Raw genomic sequence first — 23412 nt, 5'->3', positions numbered from 1 at the left:
GACTCATATCAAAATCATGGAACTGAGCTATCTACACAGAAAGAAATAAAAAGTAAACCCCAAAAAATTTTATTTGATCGAATAATTATCCTATTCTGCCTATTAAAAAAAGGAAAAGGGGCTCCAAATATCTGACAGAATTATAAGCAAGAGGAAGATGACCAGATTAACGAACAACTGTAATATTTGTCAGTTTCTTATTGTCAATAGTTATAACGTAGTATCCGGTATTTACGACTTCACCTCCGGAACCTGTACCGTCCCAAGTTGCAGGAGCAAGAAACTCGCGAATGATATTTCCATTCATATCAAATATCCTTGCAACACCAGGCTTATCAATAAAATAGGAGCTCTGCTGACCACCATCAAGCGGAGATATAACAGGGTCACAATCAGAAGCTCTGTAAATTGTAAGATCCGTATCAAGCAAAATACGGCAACCCTTCTGATCTTTCAGACGAAGCATATAGTTCCCTGCAGGAATATTTGTAAACACACCAGAAGCACTGCGAATAGTATCAATTGTACCTGCTACATTTAAAAAGTACGTAATTGGTGGCTCAGATCCTTCTGTTGACACCTCAACACTAAAGCTTGTACCCTCTTTACAATCCTGACTTAATAATTTATAGCCATAGGACTTAATCTCCATACAGGAACTATTCACATTAAGTCTCCACGATCTGTGGTGAAGTTTAAGCAAAGGCAATGCAGAATTAGTAATTTCTGCCCGATAGTCTCCTGCATCTGAAAGTTGTACCCTACTAATACTAAAATCAGCTGAAGATCCAGAACTTAATAAAGTATTACTCTTATACCATGAATATCTATTTCCACTTAAAGCTTCATCATCGTTTACCATAAAATTTATAGATTCAAGAAATCTTACAGTCCTTTCAAAACCCTCCCCAATGGAATCCTGAGGAGCATAAGTAAAATTCGGAAAACCATTTAATTGTGTTAATGGCAACAGATCTTTAAATGTCAACTTGTTATTAATAACAGATAATTTTCTCAAAGAGGGTTTATTAGAAACGTCAGGAAGGGATGTGAGCAAATTGTCCTCAGCGTATAACTCCTCCAGAGTTGTATTATTGTTTAATTCTGAAAGATTTTTAAGCTGATTTCCCCAGCAATAAATAATCTTCAAGCCTGGCAGTTTTTCTATTCCATTAAGATTTTTAAGTCTGTTACGGTCACAATGGAACTCTATAAGTTTGGTATTCTTCGAAAAATCAGGAAGACTGTCAAACCTGTTCACACCAAACTGAATATTTTCAAGAGAGGTAAGATATTGAAGACCAGAAATCCAAGAAAGCTGATTTCCTGACAGAAATAATTTCTGAAGTTTTGTAGCATTGGGTAATTCAGGAAACGATGTAAGCTGATTATAATACAACTGAATCTGTAAAAGATTTGTATTACCTATAACAAAATTGGCATTGGTGATCTGGTTATAGTTCAGGTAGATGTACTCAAGATTAGCGATAGCAGAAAGATTTGGTACTGTCTTGATCTTATTATTGGAAGCATCAATTTTAAAAACAGATCTAAAATTTTCTATGCCTGTCAGATCCGAAATGTTTGCATTGGTCAGGATAAGATCAAAGAGAAAATTATTAGCAGCTGGAATATTCAATTTATTCCCAAGCATCACCGAAGGATATCTTGACAATAACACATTTCTGAAATTTGTATCCGGCAGAGTAAAAGTCTGAGAATAGGCTTTATTCTCTAAAAGTATCAGAGTCAGGACTATGCTTATCAGCTTTATTATATTTTTAAAAATTGCACTCATTATCTGATCACTGTTATCTGACCATTTTCCTTTTTGCCATTAGTGTATTCAGCAATATACACGTAAAATCCCGTTTCAATCATGGAACCGGAGTTACTGATGCCAGACCATTCATAGACTCCTGATAATAAACCGGATTTAAATACCATTTGTCCTGCCTGGTTATATATGCTAAGATAATAACTATTCCTTTCATTCCCATTAAATGTCCATGTCTCTCCTTGTGCAGGAGAGAAAGAAATACTTGCAGGCTGACAGTTTTTTTCTGGCAGCTTAACATTCCATTTGCCCTGGCAACCATTTACATCAATGATCCTTAAGGTATAATTGCCTGAATACAAGCGATCCAGATCTGAAGCGTCGATTTTTTGATTTCCTGAATAAAGCTCAAACTTATAAGGACCTTCACCACCCTGAACTGCACTCTCGTCAATTTCAATCCTTCCATCATTTCTAGCCTGACAAGCTTCAGAAATGGACCATTTACCTTTTATTATTGTTTTTGAACAAGGGTCGATATTCATTTCTGACTTCAGATATGTATCAGAATCAGGTTCTTTAACTGCTTTATTAGTCTCGTTCCTCGTTTCAGAATAGTTCTCAATAACAGCAGTATCCACTCCAACTTTACTTATTGACTCAGTAGTGTTTTGAATTTCAACATGCTGATCATTTTTGATTACGTCTGAAGGTTTGCTATTTTTCTTACCTACTGCCTCCGGTTGTTCTTGCCTACTTGGAACATCATTTCCATGCTTATCAATCAGTTCCTGGCGATGAGCATTTTCAGGTGAAGTCAACTCATTTTTATCGTTGACAGCTAATGCAGCATTTTCTTTACTCTTGTCTTTCAACAGAAAATAACCTCCGGCGATAGATAAAAGACCAGCAATCAAAATTACACTAAAGGTTTTACTTAAACCTTTACCACTTGTTCCTTTATCAATATTGGCGATATCTTCAGATATTTGATTCCGCAGCTCGTGATATGCATTTGCAGATATCAGTTCATTTACTTCACTCTGAAAAGCAACATCTTCTGCCAAGCCCGGATCATTTGAAAGATTTTTGGTAAAATCTTCAAGCTCCTTCCCGGTAAGCTCTCCGCGCAGATAGCGATCTATCAGATGATATTTTTCCTGTTCCGTGCTCAATTTCTAAGAAGATTTTCCAGTAACTTATTTCCTTTAATCAAACTGATAAGCGTTTGCTTACAACGATAATGACTGGCCTTGGCCACTTGTTCATTATTATAACCAAGCTTTTCACTTATCTCTTTCATAGACAACCCTTCATGATTGTAATAGTGAAGGAGCTCTCTGCATTTTTCATTTAATTGTCCGAACAACTTATTAACTGCCGCTGATCGTTCTTTTGTGATGAGGTCAGAGAGAGAATCTTTTCCGGACTCTGCAACTTCAAAGACTGACATATCTTCGTAATTTGAAATGCGTTTCTCGTCCCGCAACTTATTCAGCCAAAGGTTTTTTGCTACTGTGTAAACAAACGCATCGATCGCATGTCTTTCATCAAACTTACCTTTTCTGACCTGATTAAACAAGATAATCACAGCATCTTGAAATATGTCACTCGCCTGATCCATGTTTCCCCCATGTGTAAGAATATAATGCCTTACCTTTCGTAAGGTAGTTTCATACAAATAAGATAGCACCTGACTGTTTTTGCCAGACTTTATACTTGCTAATATTTCTGGGTCCTTGTTCAAGATTCGATTGGTATTACACTGTCAAAAGAGAAAAGTAAACTTTACTTTCCTGCTTTTTTTCCAGACGGCTAACCCTGATTTTAAGTTACACGTTATCAACGGAAAAATAGAACTGTGTTTATCTCTCTTAAACTTAATATTTTATTGGGGGCAATTAAAATTGATTTATTTTCCTTTATTTTAGGAGTTTTTCAGGACTAAATATTAAATACAATTTTCCTTCCTTAATTAACACGGTAAAAAATGCAAACTCCTAGACTCGTCAGTCTGCTTCTGATTTTGCTTTCTTTTTTGCCCGGACAGGTTAAATCCCAGTCTGTGGGAGGATCTTTTCTGACCTTTGATCAGTTCTTTCAAAACTATGCAATGTTTAATCCCGCAAGCGAAGACACTTCCGGAAAATTTAAATTAAGGATTGGGAATAGTGCATTATACGGATTGTTTGAAGGAGTTAACAGAAGATATCTGGACCTTGATTTTAAACCTGAAAACAGGAAATCGCTTTCGTACAGCAAAATCGGCGCCCTTGTACAAACAAACAATGACGGACCATTTATAAAGCGAAGCAGATATTACGGAAGATACTCAAGAACTATAGCAATAGGCAGAGAACAATATGTTTCACTTGGTGTTGCGCTTGGTGCCGTATCTCTGACACTCAGTGGTTCTCAATCTGTGGGTGGAGGTACTTCTACTGTATTCGATGGGTATGCGGGAATGTGGTATCATTGGAAAAAATTAAAACTAGGAGCATCGGTAGAACAATTCACTCAATCGGTTCTAACCCCGATACAACAAAATTTTAAGCTTGAACCTGTGCTGAATTTCAATGGTATATATAGCTTTGACATCAGTCCGAGAATTACAATGTATAATCATCTTTATTTCCGCAAAGAATACCAAAACGCAGGTTCATTTGAATATGCTCCTGTATTATTGATGGCAGAAGTAATTGAGGCAGGCGCCAATTTTAAATTCAAGAGAGGTATAGCCATCATGCTTGGAATTAATGCTCATACATTAGACTATGGCACTATTAGTTTTATGGGATCTTTTCTGATTAGCACAAGACAACTCTCTACTTCTGCAGATAATAAATTTGAAATTACAGCAAGGTATTCTTTCTAAGTATAAGTAAAAGTAATTTTCTTTACTTCTGAGCACAATTTCATTAAACTTAATCAACTAGCTCCTCCTCAAATTTTAGAATTGAAAAAAAATCAAAAAAACTAAAAAAAATTTTGCCATAAAAAAATAAGCTCTTCAAAGTTAACTGGCCCTACACCTACTAGGGTTTTCCCTGACATATTTACAGCTTTTCTAAAAAAAGACTATTTTTTTTACATTCTCCCTCAAAAATATCAGCAATCAGTATTCTCGTTTTAAAACCTTCTTAAAGTAACACTTCTCAACATTAAGAAATATGCTGAAACCATTAAAAGCAAGTTGAAATTTTCATTACATAGTCATTTTCTATGGACTATCCGGACAACAACCGTCATTTTCTGTGGAAAAGCCCCAAAAACCTCAGGCATTTTGGAGTTTTCAGAAACTTTAAGCATTTTAAAATCAATAACTTATTACTCATTTTTACGGTATTAGAACTGATTACAGTTATTTTAAAATATAAAATCTGAATCTTATGAGAACGAATAACACAGATATAAAAAAGACAATTGGCAATTACTTTCAGTATTTCGCTCTTGTTGCGTTCACATTATTCTCAATATATTTCTCATTTTCATATTACCGCTTATACCACCTCGATTCCCAGGAATTAAATGAGCTGACGGGTAAAGTGGAAGCGATACGTATGAAGGAAGCCAAAGGCAAACAAGGAAAACCAGAAGTGTGGATCACAATGGCTGAAACAGGCCAATTCAGAGTAGCTTACGGGAATAACAAAACCATGAAAGAAGTAAGCAGCCTGATAAAAAAAGATGATGCAATCACAATATATCTGAAAAAAGCCCAGAATGCCTTTATAGATTTAGGCAATGATAATGATGTGCTTCAGCTTGTAAAAAATGGAGTTATTATTTATTCATTGGATATTCCACAGAAAAATTTTCAGAAGTACTTCATGTTTTCAGCCATAATGAGTATTCTTCTGCCATTAGGCTGTGTGTTTTACTGGGTAAAATCAAGAAGCAATATGATGGCTAACCTTCATCATCCCACTATTTAATTACAAGAAAGGCGGAAGAAATAAAGACAAAAAAGGTCCTTCAATCTTTTGAATTGAAGGACCTTTTTTATTACTAAAGATTAAGGTAGAGTTATAAATGATAATGATAAAATTAAAGGATTTTCAAAAAGGGGCTTTGCATTAGGTATTCACCTAATGTAAATTCAATGAAAAGGAAAAAACAAATAGAAACTGCTTTTGGATTGAAGGATGTCTGGGAGCAAATTGACTAAATTCAACCATAGCTAAAAGACAAAGGTGTTGGAAGAAATTCAGAAATCACCAATGGAAAGATAAATAAACAATGTTCATTTGCGATACCAAAGAGCTTCTAAGAAACCTGAAGCTTTTTTTTTAAATCATTTTTTAAATCCAATGGCTTGAAATTCTATCTTGCATTGTCTGTCATTTAATAAATACATAATCAATATACAATAGTAAGATGAAAGTCCACACTACCAATTATATTAACACCTTTATTGAAGTAGCTGATGATTGTCCTGCAGAAACAGGTGAGATTCCACCGGTAAAGAAATCTGAAAAAACTATTGCCGCCATTCTATTTGAACTGATCAATGAAAATCCATATCGATATACATCTGACGAAATAATATTTAAATGTTTCGTGATAAAAAACAATATAAAAGAATCAGAAATATCGAAAAACAGGGAAGCCTTCTTTTCTAAAGGACAAGCTTGCTTACGCTCATCTCCATTGACAAAAAGGTATGGATATGGAATTCACTTCAATGGAGAAGGGAAAATTGCATTGTATGGTTTAGAAACTGAAGAATATAAAAAGTTATCAAAGGATAAAAATTTAAGAGTCGTTAAAGCAATGCGCTCAAAAAAAAATAAATAATTTCAAACCAGAGGAAGATTTCTGATAAATCTTCAATTTAAGAATTGTATGTGCGATCTAGCTCTGTTGTCAGCCCTCTTATATATAATAACAATGGTCTTCATTATGAAGACCATTATTATTATTTCACAACATATTTACTCCTTCTTTTCCTTAGGCTTCTCAGATTTTGTCTGACCTTTAGGTGGCCTTTCGCTTTCACGTTGAGTAAAAGCCTTAGACTTTTTCTGATCTTCCTGCTGGACAGGTTTAGCCTCTTCAGTAAATCTGACTTCATTGGCAGCTGCCATCTTCTCTAATGCCTGATCAATTGTAAAGCTAGCAGCTTTTTGCCTAGGTGGAAAATCCTTAAAGGTATTTGCAAATTCAAGAGCAATTGATTGCGCAGCATAAATCAGATATGCATGATGGATAAACCAGTCATAATAAGTATTTGATGTAATGTCTGCTCGTTCAAACGGGTCTGTTCGCAAATTATACAGCTTAGGCAACCTTAATGGAGTGAATGGCTCTCCCCAGATCCTCAAAGTTCCCTGAGCTCTTTGCTCCATAAAAACCATCTTCCAGTTATCATATCTTAAGGCTACAAGATTACCATCATCATCGAAGTATATAAAGCCCTTGCGCGGACTTCTCACTTCTTCTCCAAGCAAATAAGGAAGAAGATTATACCCATCTATATGAACTTTAAATGTTTTATCACCAGCAGTGTGTCCTTTCTTAAGCTTTTCTACAATATTTGGATCTCCGGCCATAGCCAGGAAAGTAGGCAACCAGTCATGGTGATGAACGATCTCATTGGAAACAGTTCCTGCCTTTATTTTTCCAGGCCATCTTATAAGCTCAGGCACACGGAATGCGCCCTCCCAGTTAGTATCCTTTTCACTTCTGAAAGGTGTCATTGCACCATCAGGCCAGGTGTTCATATGAGGTCCGTTGTCAGTACTGTAAACGACAACAGTATCTTCAGTAATACCCAGTTCATCAAGATAATCCAGAAGTTGTCCGACATTTTTATCATGATCAATCATTGTATCATGGTATCTGGACTGCCATCTTCCAGCCTGACCTATGCTCTCGGGCTTGGTATGGGTATATAGGTGCATATGAGTTGTATTAACCCATACAAAAAATGGAGTTTCAGCATCCGTCTGTTTCTTTATAAATTTCTTTGCTGCATCAACGAATTCGTCATCACAGGTCTCCATTCTTTTTGTATTTAGAGGACCTGTGTCTACGATCTTTTGCTTTCCAACTCTCCCCCATCTTGGCTCTTCAGTCGGGTCGTCAACATCAGTAGCCCATGAATGGATTACTCCCCGCGGACCAAATTGCTTTCTGAAATTGGGAAAGTCTTCCTCCGGCGGGTAATCGTCCATTTCAGGTTCTTCTTCAGCATTTAAGTGATAAAGGTTACCAAAGAATTCATCAAACCCGTGAACAGTTGGAAGATACTTATTCAAGTCTCCCAGGTGGTTTTTACCGAACTGTCCTGTTGCATAACCAAGTGGCTTAAGCAATTCAGCAATTGTAGGATCTTCCTTCTGAAGACCAATTGAAGAAGCAGGTACACCTACTTTTGTTAACCCAGTCCGATATCCACTTTGCCCTGTAATAAAGGACGCTCGTCCTGCGGTACAACTCTGCTCTCCATAGGAGTCAGTAAACTTTAAACCTTCATTTGCCAATCTATCAATGTTTGGCGTACGGTACCCCATTAGTCCGTCTGAGTAACAGCTCAGGTTAGTAATACCGATATCATCTCCCCAGATGACTAATATATTGGGCTTCTTATTTGCCATAGTATTTAAATCTCTTTATCAATCCCCTCAACACTCACAAACTATGAGCTTTCTACAAATCTAACCCTGGTAAATTTGGCATTGTTAAATATCAAAGGGAACGGTCCCTATCGTTATTAGCCTTTTATAAATCTTCATAATCGCTGATTAAAACTCATTACTATCTTACTTCGGTAATAACAAATTCTTTCTAAGGAATATAACTTTTACAGGAATATCATTTTTTAATCAAAAAATAATTAAATCATGATTTAATTATTAACTCAAAGGAAAAAATAAAAACCAAATGTAAATTATTGCATACAAAGACTATAAAAGAACCAACAAACAAAAAATTAAATTGAATTATTTTTTACTAAAATTACAAAGTATTTAAATAAATTTTGATATATAGCTGACATTCAAAATTTTATCCAAATCATTTTTAAACCCTACAAATCCTATGAAAAAGATTTTCATTATCGCTTTCCTATGGATAGGAATGCATTTAAATTTATTTTCTCAGCCGGTTTTCCTCAAGGAACTTCCCGAATCCAGCAAGTCCTTCTTTGAAGGAAACGGGAATCTGTACTTCTTTGCAGGAGATTCCTTATGGAAATCCGACGGCACAGTTGCAGGAACTGTATTTGTTAAGAAAATTGGCGAAACACCTATAGGTTATCCCAAAAACAGCAATGCCCTTTCAATTAAGGGAGCCAGTATTTTTTTCACACAAGACGCTCCATCTTCCATAGGAGTATGGAGAACTGGAGGTACCAATGCAACGACATTAAAAATCCGATCATTCAATTCTATATCCCCCATTTCATCATATCAAAACAATCTCTATTTTGCAGCCAATGATGGAGTTAACGGAAGCGAGTTGTGGAAACTAAGCTCCTCATTTAACTTTTCACTGGTAAAGGATATTAATCCGGGCAGTGCAAGTTCGTTCAGTAACAATCTTGGTTACAATGGCAATGTCCAGATCATACACTCGGTCATATCGGATAATATCCTCTACTTTACAGCTTCCAATGCATCCACAGGATTTGATGTTTATAGAACGAATGGCACTACCGCCGGCACTTCAATATTAAAAGATTTTCCAAATCCTTCTTATTTATTGAATGAAGTAAATGGCACAGTCTTTATTGCTACCAATTATGTTGAATCCTTAGAGTGGGATTTTAATGTCTCCGAACTGTGGAAATCGAATGGGACGACTGCTGGAACTGCTCTGGTAAAGAAAATCACCATAGATGGATATTCATTTGGCTTTACAAAAAGTTTCATTCTAAAAAATCAATTGGCATTTCTCCATGAAACTGAATATAGTACAGATTTGTATACCTCCAACGGAACTGAAACCGGGACAACATTTATAAAAGGATATTCTCCCAAATGGCGCGGTAGAGTCCTTCATTCATTTGTGATCAATGATGCTTTAATCCTGACGGAAGGGTATGATTATTTTGTTTCATGGATTAGCAGGACAGATGGAACCCCTGAAGGGTCTATAAGACTTGCAAATTATAATCATGCTTTTAGTGATGGATCCGAAGAATTTATAAAGGTAAATGAACGCCTCATATATATTGATGGTAATTGGCCATACCCTGATCCCACATCAGAGGAATTTAATCAGCTATATGAGACTTCAGGATACCCAGGAGTAGGCTCAGTGAGGCGAACCAAAGATATTTATCCAAATGGCAATTCGTATCCAAACTCCAAAAATCTGACAGAAGTGAACGGAAAATTATTCTTTACAACCCAAGCTTCCGGATCATTTACTCCGTCTGGAAAATTCAAGTTGTGGGTTTATAATCCTGATAAACCGAACACAAATACACCTTACTTTACGCTCGTAAATGCTGATACAGATAAGGACATTGGACTTATAAGAGAAGGAGATACATTATTCAGACCTACAGGAGGAAACATTAATATCAGGTACAATGCAGCAACAACAATTGGTAGTGTCATTCTAAAGGTAAACGATGTTCCAAGTAGAACTGAAAATACGGCACCATATGCTCTTGCAGGAGATAATAATGGTGACTATTCAGCATGGGCTACAGGTCCAGGGCAATATAAAATAACGGGAGTTACTTATTCCGGAAACGGCGGCAAAGGACTTCAGGGAGCATCAACATCTGTAAATTTTCTTCTTAAGGAGTTTATTCCTAATGTTGCTCCGATAGTAGATGCGGGACCAGACATGACATTCTCCTATCCGGCCGGAATTATAAAAATAACAGGAACCTGGTCAGACCCCAATGAAGATGCACCATACAGATACTGGCAATTGCGCACTGACTCACCTTGCGACCCTATATATTGCCCAAATAGATATAGAAGTAACGGAGACACACTGGTTTTAGAAAATTTTATACCAGGTGAATACATATTCAGATACATAGCAACAGACCGCTCTGACCTTTCGGATTATGATGAAGTCAAGATAACCATTACCGGACAGGCAGTGATAAACTTTTCACTTATAAATGCAGACACTGACCAAGAGATCACATATGGATTGTATGATGGAAGAATTATTGACCTTGCCTATTTATCTTCAAATATTAATTTCAAGGCTAATGTTTCTCCTGCTTCTATTGGAAGTGTAAAGTTTATTTATGATGGTGTTGTCCGAACTGAAAACATTGCCCCTTATGCTTATTTTGGAGACAACAAAGGCGACTATAATCCAGGAACGTTGACTATAGGAAATCATACATTAAGCGCATGGCCTTATACTGGCAGAAATGCTACCGGAACCCAAGGGCATGGACTCACCTATAACTTCACAGTTATAAACTCGGCGGCAAGATTAGCAGAAACTGAAAGTATGAAACTAACAGCCTATCCCAACCCATCCTCTGATCAAATCAATATTTCAATACCAGAATCAGGCGATGGGCCTCTCACTGTTTCAATATACAACAGTCAAGGATCATTAGTTACAAACCTTTTCGAAGGAACATATCAGAAAATTGAGATGGTATGGAATGTAGCAGACCTTCCTGATGGAATATACCTCTGCAAAATGAATACTTCCGCTGGAACCAAAGTAGAGAAGCTTGTGGTAAAAAGATAAGTCCATTTAATAACTTAAACAATAGGTTACTTAAAGTAACCTATTGTTTTTATATATTTAAGGAAAGGTGATACAAAGACTTATAGGGAGTAAAATTTAAACAATAAATTCTTTGTCAAGAATCAAAAGATCCCAGTCCATTACTTTACTCTTATTAACTTTTTTGAGCACCTGCATTCTGGAAAGTATCTTGTTCTTAAAATTCTGACAAGTGATGCTTTGGAGTTCAAGCATTCGGGAGAGTTCGGAAGCAGGAATATCAGTTCTGGTCTGTGACACCAGATAGAGCATATAGAATGCTTTTTGAAGCGAGAATTTGGTCCTGTGAAAAATCGTGTTCGCTGTTAGTGATTCGTTGTAATTGCATTTAGCGCATCTCATGTCAAATTTTGCTTTGCCTTTAATTGATCGCGTATTACCACACATTTTGCAAAAAAAACCATTTTTTTCTTTAAGATCCAAAAGATAACGCATACAAGATAAATCGTCAGGATATGCTTTCTTAAATGCCTCAAAATCCACGTGGGTATTCATTACCACTGATTGTGCAAATGCACTTAAATGTTTCTGAAGTTTGTTATTAGCAAGATCAAGAGCGATATTCATTTTTTGATTCTCTTCAGCCCTTCTTTCCAGCTCTACTTTTGCTTTATTCAGCTCTAGTGTTCTTTCCTTTACCCTCTCTTCAAGTTCCCTGTTTACCTTTTCTCTTAACAGATCGTTTTGCTCCAGCTGAAGGATCAGATTTGCCTGAACAGCATTCTTTTCCGCATAAAGCTGCCTAACTTTCTCCGCAATACATATGGATAAAAACATAAGTTGAAAAATGACTCCGGCATTGATGGCATAAACAGAAAAAATATTGGAAGGAATGAGGGTAACGCTTTCCAGAAAGCAAATCACGCCGGTAAAATTCAACAAAGAGAAACCAACAACAAACCATTTTGCTGAATTATTTCCTGCCCTGTAAATGTGAATTCCATAATAAAACGCTATCTGATAACAAATAAGGTCCAGCAGAAACATATACTCCAAAGGCGGAAAAGCCAGCTGAATAAAAAAACAGAAGATCCGAAAATAAATAAGTATGCGAAATAATCTGTATACATTAGATGCATTCTTTTTCAATTCAAAAAAATCAATAAAAAACTGGAGCATTGAAACAGTGCATATAAACAAGCTTACAAATGGAAGATAAATATTAAACCCTGGATGATTAGACCAGATATATTGAAATCCTATTCCACTTCTTGTAAGAAAAAATATTGTTACTGCCAGGGCATAACTTACATAATACAGATAATAAGCACTTCTGAGAATTATAAAATATAAAATGTTATAAAAAATCATAAGCAGTAAAAGACCATAAAATATGCCGAACATGATGTATTCATTCAAACCATATTTTATAAATCTGGCATAAGACCTTATTATCGGCTCCATAAGATTCAGACTTTCCGATCTGAATCTCATAAATACTGTTACTGCTGTATCACTTCTGAAGGCAATCGGAAAACTAACATTTTTGTGACCTATCTTTCTTGAAGAAAAGGATGTGTTGAAACCAGCTTTATCTTCATTGTAAACTCCATTCGAATCAGGATAAAAAAATGAAATCTCATCGATATCAAAGTCAAACATCTCAATGAGGTAGCCCTTTTCATTAGTTGTGGGATTGATGATCTTAAATTTAAGCCAGTAGGCTGAGCTGGCTCTGGTATTTAATAAATCCTGGGCAGTACTTGTTTTAAAACTCTTTCCGTCTTCAGCAATCCTTAAGACTTCCGAAAAGGTTAAATTTGCAGACTTATCCTCCCAATAATCGACATAAGAACGTGTTACTGACCATTCTTCAGTATCATCAGTTAATATAATAGGAACAGATGCATTAATTCTTGTAATATGAAATATGCAAAGCAGAATTGCCAAAATAAGCCTACCAAGATATGGCCTTATTAATAAAACAGCCTTTCCATGTAGGGCTTTCGCAAAATTTAAATAAATATTATACCTCACCTTTCACTAAAAAATCACTAAATCATACAGTTAATTTAGTCCTGCATGATGAGATACTTGCACCTACAATTTTTCTCATAACCATTTGAAACATTCTGATATGATCTTTGTGCGGTTTTCAAAGAATCAGATCAGAATTCTAAACTTTTAACTATACCTCAACTAAAAAAGCGAACTAACCACCTCCAAAAGAAATTTCCCACTCTTTTCTAATTGTACAGCTAAATAAACTCAAACCCGTCAATATTCAAAATCGACGATAAAAATAACTACTCAATTTACAAAGATAATTGAGCCACTAGTTTTAATAAAGGGTCTTTCTTTCTTACTGAAACCGGAATTGATGCTCCATTTTCCATAATCAGATAGCCACCATCACTTTTAATATACTTACTTATAAAGTTTATATTTATTAGATATGATTTATGAATCCTGTAAAACAGATCTTCAGAAAGCTTATCAGCAAATACCTTAACATTCTTTGACACAACCAGTTTTTTTCCATCCTCGAGATAAATATTTGAGTATGCCCCGTCTGCTTCTATGTAACATATATTTTTGACCTTTAAAAATATACATTCCTGCTTATCCATTACCACAATTTTCTGTTCAGCAGGCTGGCTATTCTGTTCAATAGCCGATTTGTCAAGAATCAGATCTGAATACATTAAATCATTGAAGTTAACATTTTTCATAAAAATCCCTCAGTTTTTTAAATAAGTAATACAAATTAAGAGAGCGATCTTCTATCAATGAAAAAAAGGAGTTAAAATCCAGTGGATTGAGCAGGATTTACCCTTAAAATTCCCTTAAAAAATTATAGTTAAAAGACGTAAAAAATATTCAAAAGCCTTTAAAAATCGTCAGAAACCTGGTTTTATAATTATTTAAAAGACGTGCAATAAAACATTGTTTTAGAAAAGACAAAGAACTGAGACATTACCAGATTTGATTTCTACTTAAAACATTAACCACCCTCATAAAATAGCTATAAATCAATAAGATACAAAAACAAAAACTCTTTCATTCATGAAAAATCGAGTTTTGCATCAACTTGACTCAATTTTATCTTATAGATGCCAGGTATTTAACCGCCTTAATTCCCGGCATGAAAAAATAAGACCCTCCAATTACCTTTGTAAATGCTGGTACATCTTTGATCCTCTCCCTCACAGGTTCTGCCTGGATTGTAAAAGTACCTGTTTCTGATTTACATCTTCCCAATGGATTGCCTGAAATCGGATCAGGATCATTATAAAGACCTTGAAATTTAGAACTGTTAATCCATGTATCCTGGATAAATTCAAACTGACGACTTAGACTGGTATTAAAACAAATAAAATGGAGTCCTCTATCTTTAGCTACCTCCGGATGAGCTACAATTTCAGCTGGGTCAAAAGATTCAATATAAGTACCATAAGGTCTTCCTCGCCTTAGAATTTTATGTCTTTTATTAATAAGATCTGATTCCTCAGGAGTCGGACCTTTGGAATTTCTAGGATTTGACCTTCGCACATGTGACCCAATCGGACACTTAAACCCATCTCTGTCAGCATGATAAAATTCAAAAGAATTATCCTGGCCTAAAGCAGGATTATCACGTTCCGGACATTTTACCAATGGGGCACCACTTGGCCATCTTCCCATCATTTTTGAAGCCAGCCTTACTCTTTTCTCCTCATCACTTCCACCTTCACAAGTAGCATCCTCCATAAATTTCCAAAACTTTAGCACATCCTGACTGATCTGCCTGAAAACCATATAAGTACCATTCTTCCCAAAATCATAATTATTGCTTCCATCCTTAAGAAGTGGCAATAAATTATATGGAATTCCATCCCCGGAAACCCATGGACTGTCAGGCAATTTATGGTATTCATTCTGATAGCCCAGTATGAACTCCCCTGGCTCTACCATAAATCTGGGATCTCCCTGTTTGCTAAAGCCTTTGATCAAAGGCTGAGAAATACCGTCTTGAAAACCAAAATGTTCTTTTCTTTTCTGAAAAATTGACAAGTTACTATCTAACCTCTGAATTAATCTTACCCCATCAAGTTTAGAAACTTGAATTGCACAGTCATCCTCAAGATTTTTATCCAAAGAATAATAAAGCATTAGCATTATGTGTACCTCCTCATTCGCAGGACCTCCCCATTGCCATTTTATTGTATCACTTTCCCCAAGGTCTCCTAAAACCCTTTTGCGATGGTCTGCTGTCATCCCCTCTTTGAACTCTCTCGCAAATGACCTGAGCGAAGCCTCATCCATTCCTAGTTTTTTAATTCCTGTATAGGTGAAGGCAACTTGCACCGCTCTTTGAGTCGGCTTTGAAATACCATCCGTAATTTCTTCTGAAATGACTCCTAGCCACTGCCTGGCCTTAGCAACATCTGTGATATTCAAAAGAAGAAAGCAAGATGCTGGGAGCTCACTATACCCCCTTACAATAAGACCTTGTATATCATTAAATTCTATATTGCGGACCATATCTTTAAAAACGTTTTAGCCATTCTTTGATTTCTTTATCGGACATTTCCTCAAATAATCCCTTCCGTATAGCGCTATTATTATTTATATTCTGAACGGATAGCAGCTTGTATGCACTATACCAAACCTGCGTAGGAATCTGGTGTGCCCGTGTCCAGGTTTTAAATTTTTGTTCATCTGTAGCCCCTTCAAAAATCAGGAATTTAGTTTTGGGGAAATCCACCGTATTGCTCCATACACCTGTAAGGCCCACAGCGGCTATATCTACAAAGTCTCCAAGGTAATTTTCCCAACTTCCATCAAAATTACTGAAAAACAATAACCGTCGCCCGTTGTCAATAATAACCCAACGGGCAAAGTGAATGGAAGGAATGCTGCCGAGCTCGCCCTTATTATATTTATATATCGCCAACAGATTTATAATAAACAAAACAAATTTCAAAGTAATTAGCCTGAGCCATCCAGGCTTTATGTCTACCAGATGAGTAAGCTGATTCTGTACGATCTTATCTTCCTCTCTTACAAGCTTAAGAATCTTATCGTCTTCCAGTACATTTTTCTCAGAAGAATCCTGACGTTCCTTAATTCTAATGGGTATTATCGCGCATATTGCCGCAAAAATAGCAACTGGCGCTAAAATTAGAATGCAAAAAATCTTTGAAACCTGAAACCATACCTTCCATATCAAAGATGGATTTTCATTATTCCGTATCCAAGAATATTGTTTTTCATTGTTAACATATTCTACGATCTTATTTCTTAAAGCAGAGGCATTGATACTTTTATCAGATTTAACTTGCTTGTCGATGAAATTAGCAATATCCTCTCTTAACTGGGCCTCCCTCAGGATACGTGGTACTGAGCGATATGGAGATCCTTTATAAAAGGCAGCACATGGAATCTTATGCTTTTTTATAAATGAAATAAGATTATCTCCTCTTTCAAAGCCCTCACAATGTTGATATATTTCTTCAAGCCCATCACCCGCGATTTGGACCAACTCCTCTATGTGCCTGCTTAATGGCTTATCATAATTCGTAGAAAACACAAGAGCCGGCCTAATGGTATTTCCTTTCAGATCCTTTGCTTCATCCAGAATTACAAAACGAGAAAAGTGTATTGTACTAATTCTTTTAAAGGGTACGATAGGATTCGTTTCTATATTGTTAGGTGGTGTATGAATTTCATAGAGCTTTGACCTTAATTGCTCTATCATATCAGGTTTTATATTGGCGTAAACCGTAAGTGCCCCGTGGGTAACCATTTATTATGTGTTAAATTAATCTAAGGAAGTATTAAAGAATTATACTAATGGAGGTCCTCTTGTACCCATGAGCTGTGGGCTTTACAAAAGTTCCTGTTCAGGGATTTGAGAGCAATTAAGAAGTTTTTTTCTTAAAAATCAAAATTTAATTTATTCATTTGCAGCAATTTCGATGACTGCAGGCTTTGTCTGTCATGTACAACTCCATTTTGGCCATGTTTTAAACCAGGAGTAGGAACGAAGATAAAATAACTCTGATCGATTCAATAATGATAATGAGATCTTGAATAAGTCTTAAAAGTTTATCAGCGTACCATTGTTTAACATTTATCATAAACAATAATACGCTGAAAGCTTTTGATGGACTAATACTACTACTATAACTTCTTTAACAATATCCTGGACTTGCTAAACTTTACAGCTGCATTTAAAAAGCTAACCATATATGGCCAATCTGCTGCAGAACAATGGTTTTGTGTATAGTATTTAGATGTCTTAATAACAAGCTTATTCTGCTCCAAAAGTGCAGCAGAAATGAAACCTCCATACGCATTGGACACATTGATATTTAAATTATCTATTCCCTCAACAATATATCCTTCTGGAATAAGAATCATAATTTCTGAATTAAATGTCCTTGCAAAGCCCATATGAATATCTCTATCCCTTTGAAGTTGTTCCTCTGAAAGCTCGGTTTGCTTTTCTATAAATTTACCCACCTCCAGAATATAATTTTTACCCGCTTTTTTCGTGGCATTGTCAATAATGAATTCGTCGGAATATTCCGTATCTGGCATATCTTCCCACATTCCTGCCGATTTTATTGTAAGGTTTTTATATTCTGAGATTTTCGTATCAAGCTCCAATTCAATATCGACCTCAACTCTTCTATCTCTCTCATAATTTTCCTGATCAGTTTGTTGTTCAGACTTTTCCCTGAGGTAGGAGTATTCATTTACAAGAGCCTTTAACTCAGAATAACTGAAGCTCTGATATTGAGGTTTATCATATTCTCTCAGATAATCGTGATTTGTAAAAATCAAATACTGGTGATATGCTTTGTTATTCCCCTTGGCAGTTACATCTCTTTTCACCTTGACTTTAAAAAGATCTGAAGAATCAAAACACAGATTATAACGAGAATATGTCAAATTGCTTTCCTTATGGGAGACAGGAATTTGCTCATTAATCCTTGATGAGGTAATACTCTTGGGATATCCCGCCAGTACAGCCTCCATACCTTCAAATAAATAAGGAATCTCTCCTGGAATGGAAAATGGAGTAGGCCGCGAAAGATAGAATCCGGAATCTTTACCAACTTTAAGCAATAAGTCACAACTACTCATATTTACCAGATCACAGAAGGGCCCATAATTTCGGGAAGGTACAATCATAATTTCATGGTCAATATTATATCTCTTCATATATTTATTTAAAAGGAAGAAAAATCTTTCTGACACGTAATGATTATCCATAGGACTCCCCTGCTCTATGTTAAAATAAGCCTTCTGAAATATGGGACTTCTTAGCAGATAATAGATCTCCTTAACTATAGCGCTCTGACTTTTTCCCTTTCCTGAAATTTGATGCACAAAATCCTCTATATAACGAATATCCTGATTATTATAGTCAAAGTTTTGCAAGGCATCTCTTGCCACTAAGGCTTCGTCTTCATGAACAACAGCTTTGCCATTGGTTATCTTATACCTTACTTCTGCGGAAGACCTGTGGGGAAAATCCCACAATATCTCAGGAGCTCTTCCACGCATAGTATCTATAAGGGTATAAATATTATCTTTACCCTGTTGGTTTTTTATAAATTCAGGAGCCCCTCTGAAAGACTTACTGTTAAATCTAATCTGTCTTGGCACTACAAACCTGATCTGCTTATATACAACAGGATACTTTTCTTCGAGAAGATCACTTTCTGTAATATTCGGAGCTTCAGAATCCTTAGACTGAATCGCTATAAAAAAATCAATAATATCACCCTGATCAAGATCCGGAACAGCCATTTTGGAATCCTTTTCACTCCCGATGTCAGTTTTTACAGCAGAGGTCAGGTCCATCTCTTTCTCTTTACCGTCAGGCTTCACAATCTTAATTGCAACAAAAGAATAGGCATTGGTTTTGCCGATAAGATTGGTTGTAATTTTATTCTTGTTAAACGTAAGTTCTGAATATTCTCTCACTGACGCTTTATCCTGAAGAAGTACGCGATAGTGTATGACAATATTTTCAGTAAAGCTTTTTCTTACTCTGCCAAAACTACCCAGATAGTCAATGCGTGTTGCGAGAATCACTGCTGATTCATTTTTCCAGCGATCAGGAGCTTTCATTTGTCTGAATTCCGGACCTGCATTGTCCCAATGCATTTGCTTTAATTTTCTTTCAAGATCCTTTTGGGCAAAAGACAATTGCAAAATCGACGTGAATACAAACAACAAAATCCCCCTTTTCATATTATTAACGCTTCAAAATAATTTGACTACCATAGTGCTGAGTTAATTTCCTTATTGCTTCATTCCATTGAATAAAAGAGTCTTTTGAGATGACACCATTTTCAATGACTATTCGCTTCTTATATAAAATTCTGTTTGGCTCCTTAACATAAAAAGCGTGAACAGAAAACTCCTCATGTTCTATTTTCAACTGTTCAGGAAGAAATAAGACAGAATCTCCATCCTTTAGTTCCAACTCAACTTCAAGTACTTTATAAATCATTTCACCAAAGTCAATATCAGATTCTCTATTTTCATCTACAATCCAGTTTTTAAAGTCTTTGGATATATCTATATCAATGTATAATTCATTATTAAATGAACTAATTGCCGCCATACACTCAAGCTCTGTGTTAATTTCAAAAACACCTACACGTTGATTCAAATCGGATAACTGAATATTATTGACTCTCATGTTTTTATTTTCATCAATAAGGCAATTTTTAACCAGCTTATCTTTGGTACTTCCTGATGAAAAGTGATATCCAAATAAAAAATTTCTCTTTTTTTCTCCCTGCAAAATATATTTATATGAACCAACAAGCATCCCGCTTTCCATTGAAAGTCGCACTTGTCTTAACTCCATTTCATTTTCTTTAGAACCTTCTGGAATTTTTTCCAGAATATAATTCTCCCCATCCTCAATAAGAATTTGTCTGCCCTGTATCCTATCTGCAACAATCCCAAGAGGCAAATACTTTTCGGTAGCATCTAGAAAATACTTCTTCCCATCGAGTAATACTGTACAAATCATATGATTGTCCACTGCAAGTGAAGGTATTGAATAATCGTACTTAATCCGTTTTGTACCTATCCACGAAAGCCGCGCATCATAACCAGCGTATCGAAGCATTTCTTTAGTGAGATTAGCCATTCCCTTACAGTCTCCATACTTTTTTTGAAAGACAGAATGTGCTTCATCTGGTTTAAAACCTGCAAGGCCATTTTCAAAGGCGATATATCTGATGTTATCCTGTACCCAATAAAATATAGTACCGATCCTTTCATCATCTGTCATTTTGCCCTTAAGTATACTGTTTACCAATGGAGCAAATACTTCAGGCTGCACAGAGAGTTGACGTGTCAGGCTTCTATACCAGCCATAAAGGTCATTCAGACTTGAAAGTATATTTACCTTTTCCCCTTCACTTTGATAAGATTTGACAAGTATTAGCAAATGAGGATATATAAACTGAATACTCCTACCCAGACGCACATTCTCCATAGCAGATAAATTACTTATAGAATACTCCACTATTCTGAACCTTCCTTCTGGCGTTACATATTTCTTTACCACAAATTTTTCAAAGTTGAATTCTCGTATATCAACCTCTATGTCTAATGGAATTTTCAATATGATCCTTTTATTTATTATAGGATACCTATCGTGAAAATAAACTGAAGTCAGATATTTGGAGTCATTATAGACCTTGCTTAAGTGGGTTTTCCATATTTCACCTGCTTCTTGTAGCTTCAATTTATGGGAGCAGAATTTATTATCATCAAAAAAATATTCTGAATTGGTATAATTGCCGCAAACTCTATCAGAATTAACCGATTTCTGATTAAGACTACTTTCACATGAAAACTCTTCTATATCAGAATTGCTGTCATAAAACTCTACCTCATTGATAAAAGTGTTATATCTGAGTGAAAGTAACTTTTGGCTTTTATCTTCCTTTATTGTTACTTTATTTTCAACTAGATCAAATTCATATTCCGATTCTGAATTAATAATAACAGCTTCGCTTTCTTTAAACTTATGCTGGTATAATGAGACCAGCTCATTTAATTGTTGACCGAATAACGCAGAAGGGAAGAGCCAAAGGAAAAAGAATAATTTCTTTTCAACTAATAAATATGCATTCCTGCCTGTATACATAACCTTGATACCCGAATATACATAGATAACAAGTCTTCGGCAGTTAGGTTATTTTAATTTCTCTTAGAAAAAAACAATAAGGAAGTTCAACTTAAAGATGATGGTTCTTTAAGGTAAGCCTGACAAAAGAATAAAAATATAATAGGTATTATCTCGAAAAAAAAGGAAGTTAAAAAAGGTTATTTGCGTTTAAAAATCTACAAATAACCTTATATGATGATTTATTTCATTGATACAGACAAATCATTTTTAGAAATGAGGTCGTGAGCCTCTACAGTAAGAATGCTATGTTGATTATGCATCTGTTGCATTGCCTTCTTAAGAATAACAATGCCTTCTTTTGAATTACCTGCCTTATATTTTAAGAGTCCCGAAAGACACATTAATGAAGGATTATTCAGTTGAACTGAAGTAGCTTTAGTCAAATAATAGTTAGCGTCTTCATATTTCCCAAGCTTATAATAAATAAGAGCCAGCGCTTTGTTTAAATCAACATGCTCAGGCCACCTTTCTTTAGCTCTCTCAGCATATATAATAGCAAGATCAAAATCTTCAAGAATTTCACAATATAATCGAGCTCTCACAAGGTCATAATTGTAACCTGCTTTTTCTCCTTCTTCTATTGTATTTACAATATCCTGAACTTCTTTTCTGGCATCATTTATTCGACCTGTATTCTTATAAACCCGAGCTATATCTTCCTTAAATAACATTACCGGATTTCGCTTATATGCAGCTTCCAGCATTGCAACAGCACCTTCATAATCTTTATTTGCTGCTTTGACCCTTGCTATACCTGCTTTAGCAAGCGCATATCCTGAATCCATAGCTAGAATACTTTTAAATATTTCTTCAGCCCTTATAAAATCAGATTCTTTTTCATATAAAGTTCCTAACCTGTATTGGGCGGTCATAGTCAATTTATTAAATGCCTTGTCAGATTCCAAAGCTCTTTTTAATGACTCCTTAGCCTTAGGTATGTCTCCCAATATTTCTTCCAAGGTAGCTATACGTATATACACATTTAGTCCATAACCGGATGCTTCCATGTCATTAGCTACTTGTCTGGCATTGATATAATCTCCCATTCCGATCAATGCATCAAACTTTATTTCATATAGCTCTTGATTTTTATTTCCTTCTTCTGAAAGTTCATTGCAGATCTCCAATGCCTGATCAAATTGATTTATAACCAATAGGAGAGAGGCTTTTTTCAACCTTGCCTCAGTTCTAATGACATCTGCTTCAGCTGAATTATCAATAACAAAATTTAAGAGATCCTGTGCTGCTGGATAATAGTAGGAATGCTTTCCTGAAATACTACCTTCATTAATATAAATCTCCGCCAGCCTGAGCCTCGAATAATTATCATATGAATTTTTTCTTATCTTTATATGAAGCTCATCGACAATTGTTTTTATATTCTTCCATTCATGTGCATCTGAGTCTGCAACATTACGATCCAATAATGAAGGTATTTTTTCAATTTTTAAGCTTTTATATGCTAAAGCTCCTGCCGCACCAAATATTATAACAAAAACAGGGATAATAATCTTTTTCATAACAATCAAGACTCCGAACTGACTAAAATAAGGCTTATTTTTTCATTAACTTAAAATTCTCAGAATTACTATTTCTTCTGAGGCATTCACTAACCCTTATTCATTCAATTAATATTACTTTTTAACGCAAAATTATTTGGACCTCAAAATTAAATAAGATATTGATACCATAAAGATTAATTGCATTTTCATTTTCAACCTATGCCAGTCAGTATTGTTATAACTATTAAAAAATTACTTTT

The 23412-nt window shown here is 35.4% G+C and carries 15 protein-coding genes and 1 pseudogene; 4 read left to right on the top strand and 12 right to left on the bottom strand.

The window, feature by feature from the left end; translation table 11 throughout:
- Positions 1-166: 166 nt before the first annotated feature.
- The 3 genes from MYP_RS09975 to MYP_RS09965 are packed head-to-tail and all read right to left on the bottom strand — an operon-like array spanning position 167 to position 3524.
- A complete protein-coding gene (locus tag MYP_RS09975) occupies positions 167-1798 on the bottom strand; it encodes a hypothetical protein (protein ID WP_052430069.1) in 1632 nt (543 codons plus the stop codon).
- Positions 1798-2952, bottom strand: coding sequence for a gliding motility-associated C-terminal domain-containing protein (locus tag MYP_RS09970; protein ID WP_045462300.1), 1155 nt, complete (start codon positions 2950-2952; stop codon positions 1798-1800). Before MYP_RS09970 ends, MYP_RS09975 begins: the two co-directional genes overlap by 1 nt.
- Positions 2949-3524, bottom strand: coding sequence for an RNA polymerase sigma factor (locus MYP_RS09965; protein WP_231570027.1), 576 nt, complete (start codon positions 3522-3524; stop codon positions 2949-2951). The genes MYP_RS09970 and MYP_RS09965 overlap by 4 nt, the downstream gene beginning before the upstream one ends.
- Before the next feature lie 243 nt (positions 3525-3767).
- Here MYP_RS09965 and MYP_RS09960 point away from each other — a divergent pair, with 243 nt between their 5' ends.
- The 3 genes from MYP_RS09960 to MYP_RS09950 all read left to right on the top strand — a co-directional run bounded on the left by MYP_RS09960 (position 3768) and on the right by MYP_RS09950 (position 6574).
- Positions 3768-4652: a type IX secretion system membrane protein PorP/SprF gene (locus MYP_RS09960; protein ID WP_052430068.1), complete on the top strand. Its 885-nt coding sequence runs from the start codon at positions 3768-3770 to the stop codon at positions 4650-4652.
- 514 nt (positions 4653-5166) lie between these two features.
- Positions 5167-5712 (top strand): hypothetical protein, encoded by a 546-nt coding sequence (locus tag MYP_RS09955; protein WP_045462294.1) that lies wholly within the window; start codon positions 5167-5169, stop codon positions 5710-5712.
- Positions 5713-6154: 442 nt separating this feature from the next.
- Entirely contained in the window at positions 6155-6574 is a 420-nt protein-coding gene (locus MYP_RS09950) for a DUF6157 family protein (RefSeq protein ID WP_045462291.1), read from the top strand.
- 137 nt (positions 6575-6711) lie between these two features.
- Here the strand turns inward: MYP_RS09950 and MYP_RS09945 are convergent, their stop codons facing one another.
- The gene (locus MYP_RS09945) at positions 6712-8376 is read right to left on the bottom strand and encodes an arylsulfatase (RefSeq protein WP_081990464.1); all 1665 of its coding nucleotides are present in this window, start codon (positions 8374-8376) and stop codon (positions 6712-6714) included.
- A gap of 442 nt (positions 8377-8818) precedes the next feature.
- Between MYP_RS09945 and MYP_RS09940 the strand changes: the two genes are divergently transcribed.
- A complete protein-coding gene (locus MYP_RS09940; RefSeq protein WP_045462288.1) occupies positions 8819-11458 on the top strand; it encodes a T9SS type A sorting domain-containing protein in 2640 nt (879 codons plus the stop codon).
- Positions 11459-11554: 96 nt separating this feature from the next.
- Here the strand turns inward: MYP_RS09940 and MYP_RS09935 are convergent, their stop codons facing one another.
- From MYP_RS09935 to MYP_RS26905, 8 genes and pseudogenes are all read right to left on the bottom strand, one after another.
- Positions 11555-13387, bottom strand: coding sequence for a 7TM diverse intracellular signaling domain-containing protein (locus MYP_RS09935; RefSeq protein WP_197060048.1), 1833 nt, complete (start codon positions 13385-13387; stop codon positions 11555-11557).
- A gap of 365 nt (positions 13388-13752) precedes the next feature.
- On the bottom strand, positions 13753-14169 hold the full coding sequence (locus tag MYP_RS09930; protein ID WP_052430067.1) for a LytR/AlgR family response regulator transcription factor: 417 nt from the start codon (positions 14167-14169) through the stop codon (positions 13753-13755).
- A gap of 370 nt (positions 14170-14539) precedes the next feature.
- Positions 14540-15961: a Dyp-type peroxidase gene (locus MYP_RS09925; RefSeq protein ID WP_045462282.1), complete on the bottom strand. Its 1422-nt coding sequence runs from the start codon at positions 15959-15961 to the stop codon at positions 14540-14542.
- 4 nt (positions 15962-15965) lie between these two features.
- The gene (locus MYP_RS09920) at positions 15966-17225 is read right to left on the bottom strand and encodes a hypothetical protein (protein ID WP_045462280.1); all 1260 of its coding nucleotides are present in this window, start codon (positions 17223-17225) and stop codon (positions 15966-15968) included.
- Between the two features lie 377 nt (positions 17226-17602).
- Positions 17603-19687 carry a DUF3857 domain-containing protein gene (locus tag MYP_RS09915; RefSeq protein ID WP_045462277.1) on the bottom strand — a complete coding sequence of 695 codons (2085 nt, stop codon included), beginning with the start codon at positions 19685-19687 and terminating at the stop codon, positions 17603-17605.
- A 4-nt stretch (positions 19688-19691) separates the two neighbouring features.
- Positions 19692-21608: a transglutaminase-like domain-containing protein gene (locus tag MYP_RS09910; RefSeq protein ID WP_045462274.1), complete on the bottom strand. Its 1917-nt coding sequence runs from the start codon at positions 21606-21608 to the stop codon at positions 19692-19694.
- Between the two features lie 221 nt (positions 21609-21829).
- Complete coding sequence (locus MYP_RS26910) at positions 21830-22321, bottom strand: tetratricopeptide repeat protein (protein ID WP_370568873.1); 492 nt, start codon at positions 22319-22321, stop codon at positions 21830-21832.
- 24 nt (positions 22322-22345) lie between these two features.
- Positions 22346-23194, bottom strand: a pseudogene (locus MYP_RS26905) (tetratricopeptide repeat protein); the annotation flags it as partial.
- Positions 23195-23412: the final 218 nt, after the last annotated feature.

The organism is Sporocytophaga myxococcoides (assembly GCF_000775915.1).
GTDB classification, from domain to species: Bacteria; Bacteroidota; Bacteroidia; order Cytophagales; family Cytophagaceae; genus Sporocytophaga; species Sporocytophaga myxococcoides_A.
Note: the sequence above shows the minus strand (reverse complement) of the source record. Positions and strands in the feature narration are given on the sequence as shown.